The sequence below is a fragment of the Aromatoleum sp. genome (assembly GCF_036675785.1).
In the GTDB taxonomy this organism is placed as follows: domain Bacteria; phylum Pseudomonadota; class Gammaproteobacteria; order Burkholderiales; family Rhodocyclaceae; genus Aromatoleum.
The window spans coordinates 1-17,351 of sequence record NZ_JAKFEF010000029.1 but is presented as its reverse complement, the minus strand read 5'-3'; the positions used below and the strand labels follow the sequence as shown (position 1 = coordinate 17,351).

Below are 17,351 nucleotides of genomic sequence, written 5' to 3'. Positions count from 1 at the left end.
CGGCGCTTTCAGGCGCCGCGAAAGCCCGGCTTGCGCTTTTCGAGGAAGGCGTTGATGCCTTCGACGAAATCGCCGGTCGCGCTGCAGCGGGCGAAGGCTTCGGCCTCGCTCTGCAGCTGGGATTCGATCCGCATGTCGAACGACGACGCGAGCAGGCGCTTGATTTCGCCGTAGGCGTGGCGCGGGCCGGCCTGCAGGCGCGCGACGAGCTTGTCGGTTTCGGCGTCGAGATCGCCCGCGGGCAGCGCGCGGTTGATGAGGCCGAGCCGCAGCGCTTCGGCGGCGTCGAAGCGCTCGGCGAGCAGCAGCAGCTCCATCGCCTTGCGGTGGCCCACCGCGCGCGGCAGGAAGAACGACATGCCGCCGTCGGCGGGCAGGCCGATCGACGAATAGGCGGTCGTGAACTTCGCGCTGTCGGCCGCGAGCGCGAGGTCGCAGCCGAGCATCAGCGACAGCCCGAAACCGGCGCAGGCGCCGCGCACTTTCGCGATGACGGGCTGCGACAGCGACTGCAGGATCTCGACCGACGCGTTGACGCGTTCCTCGATCAGCGCGCGGAAAGTCACGAGCCGCGCCTGCGGCGTGAGGTGGAACTGGGTCGCGAAATCCTTCAGGTCGCCGCCGGCCATGAAGTGCTCGCCCGCGCCGGTGAGGACGACGATCTCGACGCCGTCGCGCTCGCGCAAATCGCGCACGGTTTCGAGCAGGTCCTCCATCATCTCGATCGAGAACGCGTTGAGCTGCGCCGGGCGGTTCAGCGTCACGGTCGCGACGCCGTTCGAGACTTCGAGCAGTACGGTGTTGGCCATTCGGGGCGATCTCCGGTCGGGCGGTCGCGCGAAGCGCGACGCGGGTCAATGGGCGATGCGGGAGGTTATGCGAAAAGCCGCGCCGAGAGCTACACCCGCTCGAAGAGGCCGGCCGCGCCCATGCCGGTGCCGACGCACATCGTCACCATCGCGTAGCGCAGGCGCGGGTCGCGCTGCATCGCGCTGACGATCGTCGCCGTGCGGATCGCGCCGGTCGCGCCGAGCGGATGGCCGAGCGCGATCGCGCCGCCGAACGGATTGACCTTCGCCGGATCGAGCCCGAGCTGGCGCATCACCGCGAGCGACTGCGCGGCGAACGCCTCGTTCAATTCGATCCAGCCCACATCGGCGAGCGCGACCCCGCCCGCCTGCAGCGCGCGCGGAATTGCCTCGATCGGGCCGATGCCCATCACCTGCGGCGGGACGCCGGCGACCGAATAGCTGACGAAGCGCGCGAGCGGCGTCGCCCCCGAGCGCTTTACCGCCGCCTCGCTCATCAGCAGCACCGCTCCGGCACCATCGGACATCTGCGAGCTGTTGCCGGCCGTCACCGAGCCGCGCGCGGCGAACACGGGCTTCAGCTTCGCGAGCGCGTCGAGCGTCGCGTCGCGCCGCGGCCCTTCGTCGGTGTCGCAGACGCGTTCGACGACGCGCACCGTGCCGCCGTCCCCGGGCAGATGCGTGCGCACCGTGTACGGCGTGATCTCGGCGCGGAAGCGGCCGGCGGCGATCGCCGCGCTCGCGCGCTGGTTCGAAGCGAGCGCGAACGCGTCCTGGTCCTCGCGGCTCACCTTCCACTGCTGCGCGACCTTCTCGGCGGTCAGGCCCATGCCGAATGCGATGCCGACGTGGTCGCGGTGGGCGAAGATCACCGGATTCAGGCTGACCTTGTTGCCCATGATCTGCGGCATCACACTCATCGACTCGGTGCCGGCGGCGATGACGACGTCGGCTTCGCCGAGCCGGATCCGCGCCGCGGCGTCCGCCACCGCCTGCAGCCCGGACGCGCAGAAGCGGTTGATCGTGACCCCCGGCACCGAATCCGGCAGCCCGGCCAACAGCAGCCCGATGCGCGCGACGTTCATCCCCTGCTCGGCTTCCGGCATCGCGCAGCCAACGATGACGTCCGCGATCTCGCCGCGGTCGAGCCCCGGCACTTTCGCGACAAGCGCCGACAGCACGTGCGCCAGCAGGTCGTCGGGCCGCACCTGCCCGAACATGCCCTTGCGCTTGCCGACCGGCGTGCGCGTCGCGGCGACGATATAGGCGTCCTGGATCTGTCTCGTCATTTCAAGCTCCTCGATGTTCTGACGCGCCGGGGTGTGGGGAATCGCTTCAGCGGTGCCCGTCGCGCACGCGGCGTCCTCAATTGCGCAGCGGCTTGCCGGTTTCAAGCAGGTGGGCGATGCGCTGCTGGGTTTTTTCGGTCTTCAGCAGCTCGACGAAGAGCGCACGCTCGACGTCGAGGATCCACTGCTCGGGCACATGCGTGTTCGTTTCGACTTCGCCGCCGCACAGCGCGGTCGCGGCGGCTTTCGCGACCTTGTAGTCGTGTTCCGAGATGAAGCCGCCTGCGGCCATGTTCACGAGCATCAGCTCGCAGGTCGCGATGCCGTTGCGCCCGGCGACGGTCACCGCGCGCTCGACCGCCGGCGGGCGCCAGCCGGCTTCGGCGATCGCGCGCGCGCGGCGGAGCGCGACGTAGAGGATCTCGTGCGCGTGGAACACGACGTCGTCGGACGGCTGCGCGAAGCCGAGCTCGACCGCTTCGAGCGCGCTTTTCGCGACGATCGCCATCGCGATCGTCTGGAAACTCTGCTGGATGAACGGGAACACATCGTGCCCGGCGGCGCGCTGTGCGAGGCGGTGCGCCTGGACGGCGAACGCCTTGCTGCCGCCGCCGGCCGGGATCAGGCCGACGCCGGCTTCGACGAGGCCGGCGTAACTCTCGAGCGCCATCACGCGGTGCGCCGCGTGCATCGCGAACTCGCAACCGCCGCCGAGCGCCATCCCCTGCACCGCGGCGACGACCGGCACCTGCGCGTGGCGGATCGCCATCGACACCTGCTGGAACTTCGCGACCTTGCCGTCGAGCAACGCGAACTGCCCGGCTCTGCAGGCTTCGGCGACCTGCTGCAGGTTCGCGCCGATCGCGAACGGCGCCTCGTGCCACAGCACGACGCCGTCGAGGTCGCGTTCGGCGCGCGCGATCGCCTCCAGCATGCCGTCGATGACTTCGTCGCCGATCGCGTGCAGCTTCGCCTTGAACGACAGGATGCCGATGCGGGGATCGATGTCGGGCCGCATCCACAGCCGCACCCCGTCCGCCGCGCCGCCGTTCTCCCACAGTGTCTCGCCGCGGTCGGGCGGCGCTTCGCCGAGCAGCGCGTCGGGGTAGAGCTGGCGCCGGTAGACCGGCAGCGCCGGACGCGGCGTCAGCGCGTTCTCGGCGACCGCGTACGAGCCGCCGGCCTCATGCACGCCGCCGCGCAGGAACACCCACGCCGGAAGCGGCGCATTCGACATCGCGCGACCGGCGTCGATGTCCATCTGGATCGCCTTCGCGACGTCCGCCCAGCCGGCCGCCTGCCAGGTTTCGAACGGCCCGCGCGTCCAGCCGAAGCCCCAGCGCATCGCCAGATCGAGGTCGCGCGCGTTGTCGGCGATGTCTTCGAGATGCACCGCGCAGTAATGGAACAGGTCGCGGAAGATCGCCCACAGGAACTGCGCTTCCGGCAGCCCGCTCGCGCCGAGCCACGCGAACTTCTCCGCGGTGTTCTTCGTCTGCAGCACCGCGGCGACTTCCGACACGACGTCGCCGGCGCTCGGCCGGTAGTCGACACGCTTCGGGTCGAGCACGAGGATCTGCTTGCCTTCCTTGCGATAGATGCCCGCGCGCGTCTTCTGCCCGAGCGCGCCCTTCGCGATCAGCGCCTGCAGCCAGTCGGGCTGCTTGAAGTAGCCGTGCCACGGGTCGTCCGGCAGCGTCGCGCCCATCGTGTCGATGACGTGCGCGAGCGTGTCGAGGCCGACGACGTCGGCGGTGCGGTAGGTCGCGCTCTTCGGCCGGCCGATCAACGGGCCGGTCAGCGCATCGACTTCGTCGAAGCCGAGCCCGAGCCGCGCCGTGTGATGCATCACCGCGAGGATCGAGAACACGCCGATCCGGTTCGCGACGAAGTTCGGCGTGTCCTTCGCGCGCACGATCGACTTGCCGAGCCGCGTCACGAGCCAACTTTCGAGCGCGTCGAGCATCGCCGCGTCGGTCGCCGGCGCCGCGATCAGCTCGACGAGCGCCATGTAGCGCGGCGGGTTGAAGAAATGCATGCCGCAAAAGCGCGACCGCAGCGATTCGGGCAGCGCGTCGACGAGCGTCGCGATGGACAGTCCCGACGTGTTCGACGCGACGATCGCATCCGGCGCGAGGTGCGGCACGATCTTCGCGTACAGGTCGCGCTTCCATTCGAGCTTCTCGGCGATCGCCTCGATGACGAGGTCGCAGTCGCGCAGCCGTTCGAGGTCGTCGCCGTAGTTCGCGGCGTCGATCTGCGCGGCGTGCGCCGAAGTCGCGAGCGGGGCCGGGTCGAGCTTCGCGAGGCCGCCGATTGCGCGCTCGACCGTCGCGTTCGGCTTGCCGTCCTTCGCCGGCAGGTCGAACAGCACGACCGGCACGTCGGCGTTCGCGCAGTGCGCGGCGATCTGCGCGCCCATGACGCCGGCACCGAGAACTGCGACCTTGCGGATGATCAGCTTGCTCATTCGGGTTCTCCTCCTGCGGGCTCGCGGTCGCCGGCCGCACGGCCGGCGCTCGACGTCGATCCCGTTATCGTTTTAGCGGAACAAGCCGCGGGAATCAGAACGCCATCGAATACTGCGCGCCGAGGATCCAGACGTCGGACTCGTATTCGCCGGTGACGCGGCCGCGACCCTGTGCGGTCTGGTTGTTGTCGATCTTCGTGTCGCGCACGTACAGGTAAGCCGCGCCGAGGTCGAGCGTTGTCGTCTTCGTCGTCTTCCACTGGCCGCCGAACGTGAACCACGTGCGGTCCTGGTCGGGGAGCGCGACCAGCCGGCGCTGCCGGTCCTTCACCGGTGACTGATCCCGCGCGATACCGAACTTCAGCTTCCACGCGTCATTGAGCTGGTAGTTCGCGCCGAGCGCCAGGCGCCACGTGTCCTTGAAGTCGGGCGCGAGCGTTTGCACGGTAACGCCGGAGAGCGGTCCGGACGTGCGGACGATATCGACGAAATCGACGCTGCTCCAGCCGGTCCAGGCGAGGTCGCCGAGCATCTCCCAGCGATCGTCGAGCTTCTGCACAACGCTGATGGTGAAGGTGTCGGGCAACTCGACGTCGGCCTCGGCCTTCCCGCTCGTCGTCGGGGGCGCCAGCCCCGCCGCCGTGCCCTTCAGTTTCAGGTCGCCGTCGAGCTCATGCTCGATCTTCGAGCGGTACGACAAACCGACCTTCATTGCCGGCGATAGCGTGAAGAGCGCGCCGATGTTCCAGCCCCACGCGTCCGAGTCGATATCGAGCGTCGCGAACGTCGTACTCAGACCCGGTGCGACGGCGGCGATCCGCTCGTACTCCGCCTCGGCCCGCTGCCAGTTCACCCCGCCGCCGATCGACACCTTGTCATTGACCCGGTACGCGATCGACGGGTTGATATTGTAGGTCTTGATCTCGAACTTCAGCGACTGCGCGCCGCCGACCCACGATTCGTCGTAGTCGGTGATCAGCCCGAACGGCGCGCCAAGGCCGACGCCGACGTACAAATCCTTGTTCAGCGCCCACGACAGGTAAGCGTTCGGGATGGCCGACCAGCCGCCGGCGTCGTCGCCGTCGCCGGTGAGCGCCCCGGCTTGCGAGCCGCGGTTCCTGAACTCGAAGCTCGGCCGCACCGCCGCGACGCCGAACGACACTTCACGCGTCTGCAACTGCGTCATTCCAGCGGGGTTGAAGAAGATCGTGCTCGCGTTCTCGGCGACGGCAGCCGAGCCGGCGTACGCATTGGCGAGGCCGCTGGCGTTCTGTTCGAGCAACTGGAAGCCGGACGCCGACGCGCCCCCGGCCCCGATCGTCAGCAGCGCCGCCGGAATCAGCCGCGCAGTCATCGTTCCACGCATACCTGTCGTCTCCTCGCTCAGGGTTTTGCCACCTTCGGCACTCGCGTGCCTGCCGTTTCGAATATCCGGGCGGCGTTCCGGCCCGGAAAAGCTCACGCGGCGGGAATCACCCGCTTTTGCCCGCGTTCGTCGAGCGCGACGTAGGTTAGCTTCGCCTCCGTCACCTTCACGACGACGGGGTTTTCCGGGTTGCGCTCGGCGTAGACCTCGACGTCGACGGTGATCGACGTGCGGCCGACCGAGACGACTTCGGCGTAGAAGCTCACGACGTCGCCGACCGACACCGGCTGCTTGAACGTGAAGGCGTTGACGGCGACCGTCGCGATGCGTCCGCGTGTGCGTCGGTGGGCGGGGATGCCGCCGGCGATGTCGACCATCGACATGATCCAGCCGCCGAACACGTCGCCCGACGGGTTGAGGTCGGCGGGCATCGGCATCACGCGTAGCGCCGGCTGGCGGTTGTCGGGCAATTTCACCGGTAAATCGGGGTTTTCGTTCATTCGTTGTCGTTCCACGCTTTCATCGGGCATGAACGATAGCATCCCCGGCGGCGGGCACCGGCGCGGCGGACGTTTCGCGTTGTGACGCGACGTAATGCAGCGGCCCGCCGGTGAAGGGCGCGAAACCGGTGCCGAAGATCACGCCGGCGTCGGCGAGGTCGGCATCGGCGACGACCCCGTCGTCGACGCAGCGGCGGGCGGCCGCGAGGAGCGGCGCGACGATCCGCTCCGCGAGGCCCGCGGGCACGTCGCCGACCGCGCCTTTCTGCACCTTGCCATCGACCCACGGGTAGTAGCCCTGCCCGGTCTTCTTGCCGAGATCGCCGGCGGCGACGAGCGCGGCGAGCCGTTGCGGCGGTGCGACCCCTTCGCCGGCGAGCGCGCGGCCGGCCGCGAGCGCGATGTCGAGGCCGACGGTGTCGACGAGTTCCACCGGCCCGACCGGCATGCCAAACGCGACGAGCGCCGCATCGACCGTTTCCGGCGCGATCCCCTCCTCGACCGCGCGCAGCGCTTCGAACATGTACGGCGCGAGCACCGCATTGACGAGGAAGCCCGGTGCGCTCCTGACCGGCAGCGGCAGCTTGTCCAGCCGGCGTGCGAACACGGCGGCGCGGCCGAGCAGGCGCTCGTCGGAGTCCGCGCCGGCGACGACCTCGACGAGCGGCATCTTCGCGACCGGGTTGAAGAAGTGGATGCCGACGAGGCGCGCGGGGTGCGACAGCGCGGTCGCGATGTCCTCGATGCGCAGGCTCGACGTGTTCGTCGCGAGCAGCGCGCCGGGCTTCACATGCCGCTCGATGTCGGCGAAGAGCGCGCGCTTCGCGTCGAGGTTCTCGAAGATCGCCTCGATGACGACGTCGGCGCGCGCGAGGCCGTGGCCGTCCGGGTCGGGAACCAGGCGGTCGAGCGCGAAGCGCGCCTGCCGCGCCTTCGCCGCCTTGTCGCCGCGCGCCTTGCGGTCGAAGAACTGCGCCGCGCGCGCGATCGCGGGTGCGATGCGCGCGACGCCGCGGTCCTGCAGCGTGACCGTCATCCCCGTCCAGGCGCACAGCGCGGCGATATCGCCGCCCATCACGCCGGCACCGACGACATGCACGTGGCGCGGCGCGAAGCCGGCGGCGTCCCCGTCCGGTTTGCCGAAGCCCTTCAGCCGCTCCTGCAGAAAGAACACGCGGATCAGGTTCTTCGCCGTCGGCGAGCGAAAGATCGCTTCGAGCGAGGCCGGATGGTCCGCGGGCAGCGCGAGCGCGTTGCCGCCGAACTTCTCCCAGATCTCCAGGATCGCGTGCGGCGCCGGATAGTGCTCGCGCGGCGCTTTCTTCGCGAGCTGCCTGCGCGCACGGGCGGCGACGAGCGCTTTCAGCGGGCCGTTCAGCAGCCGCAGCACGAACGGTGGCTTATGGCGCCGCTGGCCGGACTTCACTAGCATCCGCGCGGCGTTCTCGGCGACGCGCAGCGGCACGCATTCGTCGGCGAGGCCGAGCTGCTTCGCGCGCCGCGCGTCGACGCTTTTCCCGGTCAGCATCAGATCGAGCGCCGCCGGCGCGCCGATCGTCTCCGGGAGCCGCTTCATCCCGCCCCAGCCCGGGACGATGCCGAGCATCACTTCGGGCAGCGCGAGCTTGGTCGCCGGCTCGTCGACGACGACGCGATAGCGGCACGCGAGCGCGAGTTCGAGCCCGCCGCCGATGCAGTGTCCGCGGATCAGCGCGAGTGTCGGAAACGGCAGCCGCGCGAGCCAGTCGAAGAGCTCCCAGCCGCGCCCGACGAGCCGGCGCGCGCCCTCCGGCGAATCGATCCGCGTGAACTCCTCGATGTCGGCGCCGGCGATGAAGCCGGCCGGTTTGGCCGACGCGATCACGAGCCCCTGCGGCGGCGCTTCCTCGAGCGCGGCGAACGCCGCCGCGAGTTCGTCGATGACGTCGCGCGACAGCGTGTTCGTCGACGCGTCGCGCCGGTCGAGAACCAGCCACGCGAGGCCGTCCGCGTCGCCGTTACGGACCAGGGTCAGATGGCGGAAATCGGCGGGCATCACGCGGCCTCCACGAGCATCGCGCCGCCCTGGCCGCCGCCGATGCAGATGCTCGCGATGCCGCGGGCGAGCTGGTCGCGCCGCAGGCGGTGCGCGAGATGGAGCACGATGCGCGCGCCGCTCGCGCCGACCGGGTGGCCGAGCGCGATCGCGCCGCCGTCGACGTTGAGCCGGTCCTCGTCGAGCCGGCCGAGCGGCGCGGCGAGGCCGAGTTCGTCGCGGCAGTAATCGGCATCGTCCCATGCGCGCAGGCACGCGATGACCTGCGCCGCGAACGCCTCGTTGATCTCCCACGCGTCGACATCGTTCAGGCCGAGGCCGTGGCGCGCGAGCAGCGGCGTCGTGGCATGGACCGGACCGAGCCCCATCTGCGCCGGGTCAAGCGCCGCCCATTCGGTGTCGACGATGCGCGCGAGCGGGGCGAGGCCGCGCTGTCGCACGACCTCCTCCGACGCGAGGATCAGCCACGCGGCGCCGTCGGTGACCTGCGAGCTGTTGCCGGCGGTGACGCGGCCGTACTTGCGGTCGAAGAACGGCTTCAGCTTCGCAAGGCTCTCGACCGACGAATCGCGGCGCACGCCGTCGTCGACCTGGTACAGCGTGCCGTCGCGGGCGACCAGCGGGACGATCTCCTCTAAAAAGCCCGCGTCCTGCGCCGCGGCGACGCGACGGTGGCTGCGCACCGCGTAGCCGTCCATCTCGGCGCGCGAGATGCCGAAGCGGTACGCGAGGTTCTCGGCGGTCTGGCCCATCAGCTCGCCGACGACGGGGTCGGTGAGCCCTTTCATGATGCCGATCACCGGCGCGAGATAGCCGGGCCGGAAGCGCCGCAGCAGCGCGGCCTTCTGCCCGACCGACTTCGCCGCGTACCAGCCCGACAGCCAGCGCACCATCGCGTCGGAAAGGAGCAGCGGCGCGTGGGACAGCGCGTCGACGCCGCCGGCGAGCACGAGACCGGAGCGCCCGAGGCGGATGTTCGCGATCGCCGAATCGAGCGCCTGCATGCCGGACGCGCAGTTCCGCATCACCGTCCAGCCCGGCACCTTGTCGCCGCAGCCCATTCGCAACGCGACGACGCGGCCGATATTGACTTCGTCGGGCGACGGGCTCGCGCAGCCGAGGATCACTTCGTCGAGCTCGTCCGGCGCGAACGTCTGCCGCCCGAGCAGCGCGATGCCGGCCGCGGTCGCGAGGTCGGACGCCGCGAACGGCCCGGGCGCGTTGCGCGCTTTCAGGAACGGCGTGCGCGCGCCGTCGATGATATAGACGCCGGAACCCATGCCTGACCTGCTCCTCGCGCGACCGCGCTGAGCGGCCGCGACGCGTTCGGGGCGACGCCGGCGAGCGCCTCGCGCAGGCCGAAGTCGTACGGAAAATCGTCGACGCCGATGACCTTGTCGCGCAGCGCGTTGCGCCGCTCGACGAGCGCGAGTTCGGCGCCGTCGATGACGCCGGCCTCGTGTGCGCGCCGCCAGATCGCATCGACGCCGCCGTCGGCGAGCAGCCCCGGGTCGAAGCGGCCGTCCTTCTGCGCGGCCTTCAGCTTCGCCTCGACGGGCTCCGCCGCGACGGTCGCCGCGAGCGCCGCTTCGAGCGCGCCGAGCGGCTCGTCGAGATTCGTCGGCAGATGGACGTCGGCGGTCAGGCGGTCGCGCGTCGGCGACGGCGCGATCAGGAGCGTCGCGACCTCGTGGCCGAGCGCGTCCGACGGCACGACGTACGGCCGGCCGAGCGGGAACACGACGAGCCGGCGCAGCAGCGCGGCGGCGACGCGGTTCGGGAAATTCGCGATCACGCCTTCGAACGCGTTCTGCGCGCGGAACATGCAGTCCCAAATCGCCCAGTGCATCAGCGGCGCGTCCGCCGCCTGCCGCCCTTCGGCCTCGAAGCGCTTCAGCGTCGCCGATGCGAGATACATCAGCGACAGGATGTCGCCGAGCCGTGCCGAGAGCTTTTCCTTGCGCTTCAGCGCGCCGCCCATCGTGCCCATCGAGAGGTCGGCGAGGAATGCGAACGCCGCCGAGAAGCGCATGAGCTGCTGGTAGTAGCGCCGCGTCTCGGGCGCGATGTTCTCCGGCACGGTGACGAAATGCGAGCCCGTCAGCCCCATCACGAACGCGCGCACCGCGTTCGACACCGTGTAGCCGATGTGCCCCCAGAACGCGCGGTCGAACGGGGCGAGGTCGTTCCCCCGCGCCGCGTTCATCTCGGCGAGTACGAACGGGTGGCAGCGGATCGCGCCCTGGCCGAACAGGATCAGGCTGCGCGTCAGGATGTTCGCGCCCTCGACCGTGATGCCGATCGGGATCTGCTGGTACGCGCGGCCGAGGAAGTTCTGCGGCCCGAGGCAGATCCCCTTGCCGCCGACGACGTCCATGCCGTCATTGACGGTCTGGCGCGCGCGCTCGGTGACGTGGTACTTGACGATCGCCGAGACGACCGCGGGCTTCTCGCCGAGGTCGACCGCGCCGGCGGTCATCACCCGCGCCGCTTCCGACAGGTAGGTGTTCGCGCCGATCCGCGTCAGCGCCTCCTCGACGCCCTCGAAGCGGCCGATCGCGGTCTTGAACTGGTGGCGCACGCGTGCGTAGGCGCCGACCGCGCGGGCGGTGAGCTTCTGCATCCCGGCGTTCGACGACGGCAGCGAGATCGAGCGCCCCGCCGCGAGGCACTCCATCAGCATCCGCCAGCCCTGCCCGGCCATTTCGGGGCCGCCGATGATGAAGTCGAGCGGCATGAACACGTCGCGGCCGCGCACCGGCCCGTTCATCCAGATCGCGTTGAGCGGGAGATGCCGCCGGCCGATGTCGACGCCGGGGTGGTCGGCCGGCACGAGCGCGCAGGTGATGCCGAGGTCCGGCTCGCTCCCGAGCAGGCGGTCTGGGTCGTACAGCCGGAACGCGAGCCCGAACACGGTGCACACCGGCGCGAGCGTGATGTAGCGCTTGTCGAAGCTCACGCGCATGCCGAGGACTTCGCGGCCCTGCCATTCGCCCTTGCACACGACGCCGGCGTCGGGGATCGACGCGGCGTCCGACCCCGCCCACGGGCTCGTCAGCGCGAACGCCGGGATCTCGAGCCCCGCCGCGAGCCGCGGCAGGTAATGCGCCTTCTGCTCGGGCGTGCCGTAATGCAGCAGCAGCTCCGCCGGCCCGAGCGAGTTCGGCACCATCACCGTCACCGCCGGCGCCGACGAGCGCGTCGACAGCTTCGTGATCACCTGCGAATGCGCGAAGGCCGAGAAGCCTTTGCCGCCGTACTCCTTCGGAATGATCATGCCGAGAAAGCCGCGGTCCTTGATGTACTGCCAGACTTCCGGCGACAGGTCCTGGCGCTGCGTCGCCGCCCAGTCGTCGGTGAGCCGGCACAGCTCGTCCGTCTCGTGGTCGAGGAACGACCGCTCCTCGGCGGTGAGCGTCGGCCACGGGTAAGCGAGCAGCGTTGACCAGTCCGGTTTGCCGGCGAAAAGCTCGCCTTCCCACCACACGGTGCCGGCCTCGAGCGCATCCTTCTCGGTCTGCGACATCGACGGCAACGCGGCGCGGAACGCACGGAAGATCGGCGCGGTGACCAGCGCGCGGCGCAGCGGCCGGATCAGGAAGACGCCGACCGCGACGGCGTAGAGGACGAGCACGGTGAGCGTCGCGGCGGTCGGCCACCCGCCCGCCGCGCCGACGAGCACCAGCCACAGGAAGCCGACGGCGGCCCAGACCGGAAACGCGGCCCGCCGGTACGCGAGCGCGCCGGCGAGCACGGGAAGAAGCGCGACGAACCACCAGACCATTTCCGTCTCCTCGATTTGCACCCGCCCGCGTGCGGGCACCGCGGCGGTTCACCACCGGCCGCGGCAGTTCCCCGACCCCCCGGGCATTTGGCCGAAGCCGCCGTGCGCGCGCCCCGCCCATCCCGCCGGTCGCTCATCCCGCCGGTCGCTCACGCCGCCGCGAGCCCGCCCTCGTCGCCCTCGCCGGCCCGTTCGTCCCGGAAACCGCCGAATTCGGCGAGCGGCGCGCGCAGTCCGCCGAGCAGGAAAGACATCAGCCGCGGGATCAGCCGCGCCGGGTCCGCGTCGTCGAAGCGGCCCGCGAACAGTTGCAGACCGTCCGTGCCGGCGATCGCGTAGGACATCGCGCCCATCATGAAATGGAAGCGCCACAGGATCTCCTCGCGCGGCACGTCCGGAAGCGCCCGGTAGAGCGCCGGCAGGAAACGCCCGAGGACGCCCGCATACTCCTCCGCGAGAAACTGGCGGATGAAGGCGTTCGGTTCGGTATTCGTCCGCCCGAGCAGGCGCATGAAAGTGTGCCCGCCGTGCTCGGTGTCGGCCGCGAGCTGCAGCGCGGTGCCGAAAAACGCGCCGAGGATGCCGCTCGGCCTGACGGGCGCGCCGCTGGCTTCGGCTTCGAGCCGGTCGAGCGCGGCGAGCCGCTGGCGGTTCAGCTCCGCGAGGCGCCGGCGGAACACTTCCTGGACCAGCGCGTCCTTGCTGCCGAAGTGGTAATTGACCGCGGCGAGATTCGCGCGGGCGGCGCCGGTGATCATCCGGGTCGACGTCCCCTCGAACCCATGCTCGACGAACAGCGCTTCGGCCGCATCGAGAAGGCGGTCGCGGGTATCCGGTACGGAAGCACGGCTCGCGTCACTCATGCGGCCACCCATTCAAACGGTTGTTTTAATCGTATGTTCGATCGATCGAGTGTCAAGGTCTTTTTTCCGGGCGAGCGCCCTGCGGGGATTGGATGAGCCCGCGGTCGTGCCGAACCCCCGGGGCCTTCGAGACGCCGGCTGTCGACAGCTCGAGTCGGGCATCGCGGGCGCCGGAGATCGCCCCGTCAACGTTGTCACCCGGCCGTGGGGCGGTTATAGGAAGGGTGCTGGCGCTGGTGCGCAAGACCGCCCGCGCACCGCTGCGACGCCGACGTCGACATCGACGTCGACGTCGAGAATGGTTTGACGCCCCGCCCCGAGCGCCGACAGAATCGGACTCCCTCCCCGACACGATCCCGCGATGCTCCCCCTAGACAGCCTGCTCGCCTTCCTCGCGATCTCGGTCGCGATCACCCTCGCGCCGGGGCCCGACAACCTGATGGTGCTCGGCCAGAGCCTTGCGCGCGGTCGCGCCGCCGGCTTCGGGCTCGCGCTTGGTTGCGCGCTCGGCTGCTTCACGCACACCCTGTGGGCGGCGCTCGGCGTCAGCGCGCTGCTCGCCGCGTCGCCGAACGCGTTCTTCGCGCTGAAGCTCGCCGGCGCGCTGTACCTCGTCTGGATCGGTGTGCAGGCGCTGAGGAGCGGCGGGATCGCCGCCGCCGGACGCGGCGATGCGACGGCGCTGCCGTGGCGCCGTTACGTCGCGCGCGGCTTCATCGCGAATGCGGTGAATCCGAAAGTCGCGCTGTTCTTCCTCGCATTCCTGCCGCAGTTCGCGCGGCCCGAGACCGGCGCCGCGGCGTGGCAGATGCTCGTCCTCGGCGCGGCGTTCGCGGCGCAGACGGTCGTCGTCTTCGGCGCGATCGCGCTCGCGGCGGGCAGCATCGGACGGCTCCTCGCGCACCGCCCGCGCCTCGGCCCGTGGCTCGACCGCCTGTCCGGCGTGATCTTCATCGGCCTCGCGGCGAATCTGCTGTTGGGCGGGCGCGGCGGACCGGAAGCGGGATGACCGCGCCGCCGCGCCCGCGCACGTGACGGCGGCGGCCGGACCGGGGGGCTATTCCGGCGTCGCGGCTGGCAGAACCCGCGCGTTGGCCTTCACCTGCGCCTCACGCCGACCTACGAGACATCGACCCCACACGCGTAGGTCGGGCTGAGCGAAGCGATGTCCGACATTTCACGGCTCCCGGAAGGTTCCGCGTCGGCCTTCGCCTGCGCTCACGCCGGATCGGTCCCTCGGCGGCCCCGAACCGTAGGTCGGACTGAGCACAGCGATGTCCGACATCCGTGGCTTCCGAAGCCTCGCGCGTCGGCGAGCGAGCCGCCCGCGGTCTTCCGTACAGTAGAATTCGCTTATGAGACGAGCCCCCGCGACCGCCCTGCCCGGCCCCGAGCCGACCGAACGCCATGACTGGCAAACCCTGAAGAGCCTCGTTCCGTACATCTGGGCGTACAAGGGCCGCGTGATCTTCGCGCTCGTCTGCCTCGTCGCGGCGAAAGGCGCGAACGTCACGGTGCCGATCATCTTCAAGCACCTCGTCGACGGCCTGTCGCTGACGAAGGAGCAGGCGTTCATCGTAGTCCCGGCGGCGCTGCTGCTCGCGTACGGGGCGCTGCGCTTTTCGACGACGTTGTTCACCGAGCTGCGCGAACTGGTGTTCTCGCGCGTCACGCAGCAGGCGGTGCGCGAGATCGCGCTGCGCGTGTTCCGCCATCTGCACGCGCTGTCGCTGCGCTTCCACCTCGAGCGCCAGACCGGCGGGCTCACGCGCGACATCGAGCGCGGCACGCGTTCGATCGGCTCGCTGATCAGCTACACGCTGTATTCGATCGTCCCGACGCTGATCGAGATCGGCCTCGTGATCGGCATCCTGCTCGTCGAGTACGACGCGGTGTTCGCGCTGATCACGCTCGCGACGCTCACGATCTACATCGCGTTCACCGTCAAGGTCACGAACTGGCGCACCGCGCTGCGCCGCCACGCGAACGAGCTCGACTCGGCCGCGTCGGCGCGCGCGATCGACAGCCTGCTGAACTTCGAGACGGTGAAGTACTTCAACAACGAGGAGTTCGAGGCGCGCCGCTACGACGAGCAGATGCGGAAGTGGGCGAACGCGCAGGTCAGGAACCAGTTCTCGCTGTCGGCGCTGAACGTCGGCCAGGCGGCGATCATCGCGGTCGGCGTGACGGCGATGATGTGGCAGGCGACGGTGCGCGTCGCGAGCGGCGAGATGACGATCGGCGACATCGTCCTCGTCAACGCCTTCCTGATCCAGCTCTACATCCCGCTGAACTTCCTCGGCGTGCTGTACCGCGAGCTGCGCCAGGCGCTGACCGACATCGAGCGCATGTTCGGCCTGATGCACCAGCACCGCGAGATCGCCGACGCGCCCGACGCACTGACGCTCGCCGCGGGACCGGCGTCGGTGCGCTTCGAGGCCGTGCGCTTCGCGTACGATCCGAAGCGGCCGATCCTGCATGGCGTCGATTTCGAGATTCCGGCCGGGCGCACGCTCGCCGTCGTCGGCCATTCGGGCTCGGGAAAGTCGACGCTCGCGCGGCTGCTGTACCGCTTCTACGACGTGCAGGGCGGCGCGATCCGCGTCAATGGCCACGATCTGCGCGCACTCACGCAGGCGAGCCTGCGCGCGGCGATCGGCATCGTCCCGCAGGACACAGTCCTGTTCAACGACACGGTGTTCTACAACATCCAGTACGGCCGGCCGGTGGCGAGCCGTGAAGAAGTCGAGGCCGCCGCGCGCGCGGCACAGCTTTCGGACTTCATCGCGCGGCTGCCCGACGGTTACGAGACGCGCGTCGGCGAGCGCGGGCTGAAGCTCTCGGGCGGCGAGAAGCAGCGCGTCGCGATCGCGCGGGCGCTGCTGAAGAACCCGGCGATCCTAATCTTCGACGAGGCGACATCGGCGCTCGACTCGAAGACCGAGAAGGCGATCCAGGCGCAGATGGAGCTCGCCGCCGCGGGCCGCACCGCGCTCGTCATCGCGCACCGCCTGTCGACGGTGATGAACGCCGACGAGATCATCGTGCTCGACCAGGGCCGCATCGTCGAACGCGGCAAGCACGGAGAGCTTCTCGCGCGCGACGGCGACTACGCGCGGATGTGGGCGCTGCAACAACAGGAAGGCGAGGAAACGCTGGCTGCGGGATGAAGGCGGATTCCAGCGCGCCCGGCACCGAGGTCGGTCCGCAGCCCGCCCGGCGCCCGTGTCGCGCGGCATGATCCCGGATTCCGGTAAACTCGCGGATTCCTCACGTAGAGTCCCCGGCCGGATGGAATCGCACGCCCCCGCTTTCCTGCGCGAAGTAATCCTGTTTCTCGGCCTCGCCGGGGTGCTGATTCCGCTGCTTCAACACCGCCGCATCAACCCGGTGCTGGGCTTTCTCGCGGTCGGCATGGCCGTCGGGCCGTTCGGCCTCGGCCGGCTCACGGCGGAGACGCCGTGGCTGAACTACCTGACGTTTTCGCGCGCCGAAGACGTCGAAGTGTTCGCCGAATTCGGCGTGATCTTCCTGATGTTCATGATCGGCCTCGAAATGTCGGTCGACCGCCTGTGGGCGATGCGCCGGCTGGTGTTCGGGCTCGGCACGCTGCAGGTCGCGCTCACCGCGCTCGTGATCGGCGCGACCGCCTACGCGTTCGGCAACGCGCTCGAATCGTCGGTCGTGCTCGGCCTCGTGCTCGGCTTCTCGTCGACCGCCGTCGTGATGCAGCTGCTGTCGCAGCGGCGCGAGCTCGGCACGCCGCTGGGCCAGCGCACGTTCGCGGTGCTGCTGCTGCAGGACCTGATGGTCGTGCCGCTGCTGGTGCTGGTGACGATCCTCGCGCAGGACGGCAGCGGCAGCTTCCTCGGCCTGCTCGGCACCGCGGCGGCGAAGGGGGTCGCGACGGTCGCGGCGATCTACCTGATCGGCCGTCGCGTCGTGCGGCCGATGTTCCACCAGATCGCCGCGAACAGGCAGGCCGAATCCTTCATGGCGCTGACGCTGCTGACCGCGCTCGGCGTCGCGCTGCTGACGCAGGCCGCCGGCCTGTCGATGGAACTCGGCGCACTGCTCGCGGGCCTCTTGATCGCCGAGACCGAGTTCCGCCACGAGGTCGAAGTCACGATCGAGCCGTTCAAGGGCCTCTTGATGGGTCTGTTCTTCATGTCGGTCGGCATGGGGATCGACGTCAGCTCGATCCTCGCCGAGCCGCTGCTGCTGCCCGTTTCGGT

General features: G+C 70.0%; 12 protein-coding genes. 3 read left to right on the top strand and 9 right to left on the bottom strand.

What is annotated here, in order from left to right; all coding sequences use genetic code 11:
* Positions 1-8 precede the first annotated feature (8 nt).
* The 9 genes from V6M37_RS08190 to V6M37_RS08150 all read right to left on the bottom strand — a co-directional run bounded on the left by V6M37_RS08190 (position 9) and on the right by V6M37_RS08150 (position 13,116).
* Positions 9-809, bottom strand: a complete 801-nt coding sequence (locus V6M37_RS08190) for an enoyl-CoA hydratase/isomerase family protein (protein WP_332672196.1) — start codon at positions 807-809, stop codon at positions 9-11.
* Positions 810-898: 89 nt separating this feature from the next.
* Complete coding sequence (locus tag V6M37_RS08185) at positions 899-2,098, bottom strand: acetyl-CoA C-acyltransferase (protein ID WP_332672194.1); 1,200 nt, start codon at positions 2,096-2,098, stop codon at positions 899-901.
* 76 nt (positions 2,099-2,174) lie between these two features.
* Positions 2,175-4,568, bottom strand: coding sequence for a 3-hydroxyacyl-CoA dehydrogenase/enoyl-CoA hydratase family protein (locus V6M37_RS08180; RefSeq protein ID WP_332672192.1), 2,394 nt, complete (start codon positions 4,566-4,568; stop codon positions 2,175-2,177).
* Positions 4,569-4,662: 94 nt separating this feature from the next.
* Positions 4,663-5,934, bottom strand: coding sequence for an OmpP1/FadL family transporter (locus V6M37_RS08175; RefSeq protein ID WP_332672190.1), 1,272 nt, complete (start codon positions 5,932-5,934; stop codon positions 4,663-4,665).
* A 92-nt stretch (positions 5,935-6,026) separates the two neighbouring features.
* Entirely contained in the window at positions 6,027-6,434 is a 408-nt protein-coding gene (locus V6M37_RS08170) for an acyl-CoA thioesterase (RefSeq protein WP_332672188.1), read from the bottom strand.
* Between the two features lie 19 nt (positions 6,435-6,453).
* Entirely contained in the window at positions 6,454-8,469 is a 2,016-nt protein-coding gene (locus tag V6M37_RS08165) for a 3-hydroxyacyl-CoA dehydrogenase NAD-binding domain-containing protein (RefSeq protein WP_332672186.1), read from the bottom strand.
* Positions 8,469-9,749, bottom strand: a complete 1,281-nt coding sequence (locus V6M37_RS08160; protein WP_332672185.1) for an acetyl-CoA C-acetyltransferase — start codon at positions 9,747-9,749, stop codon at positions 8,469-8,471. The genes V6M37_RS08165 and V6M37_RS08160 overlap by 1 nt, the downstream gene beginning before the upstream one ends.
* Positions 9,701-12,253 carry an acyl-CoA dehydrogenase gene (locus tag V6M37_RS08155; RefSeq protein WP_332672184.1) on the bottom strand — a complete coding sequence of 851 codons (2,553 nt, stop codon included), beginning with the start codon at positions 12,251-12,253 and terminating at the stop codon, positions 9,701-9,703. The genes V6M37_RS08160 and V6M37_RS08155 overlap by 49 nt, the downstream gene beginning before the upstream one ends.
* A gap of 149 nt (positions 12,254-12,402) precedes the next feature.
* Entirely contained in the window at positions 12,403-13,116 is a 714-nt protein-coding gene (locus tag V6M37_RS08150; protein WP_332672182.1) for a TetR/AcrR family transcriptional regulator, read from the bottom strand.
* 361 nt (positions 13,117-13,477) lie between these two features.
* On the opposite strand from V6M37_RS08150, the gene V6M37_RS08145 reads away from it, so the two are divergent.
* The 3 genes from V6M37_RS08145 to V6M37_RS08135 all read left to right on the top strand — a co-directional run.
* On the top strand, positions 13,478-14,125 hold the full coding sequence (locus tag V6M37_RS08145) for a LysE family translocator (protein WP_332672181.1): 648 nt from the start codon (positions 13,478-13,480) through the stop codon (positions 14,123-14,125).
* A gap of 346 nt (positions 14,126-14,471) precedes the next feature.
* Positions 14,472-16,286: an ABCB family ABC transporter ATP-binding protein/permease gene (locus V6M37_RS08140; protein WP_332672180.1), complete on the top strand. Its 1,815-nt coding sequence runs from the start codon at positions 14,472-14,474 to the stop codon at positions 16,284-16,286.
* A 121-nt stretch (positions 16,287-16,407) separates the two neighbouring features.
* Positions 16,408-17,351 (top strand): cation:proton antiporter domain-containing protein (locus V6M37_RS08135; protein WP_332672179.1); only part of this gene is annotated, 944 nt, incomplete at its 3' end.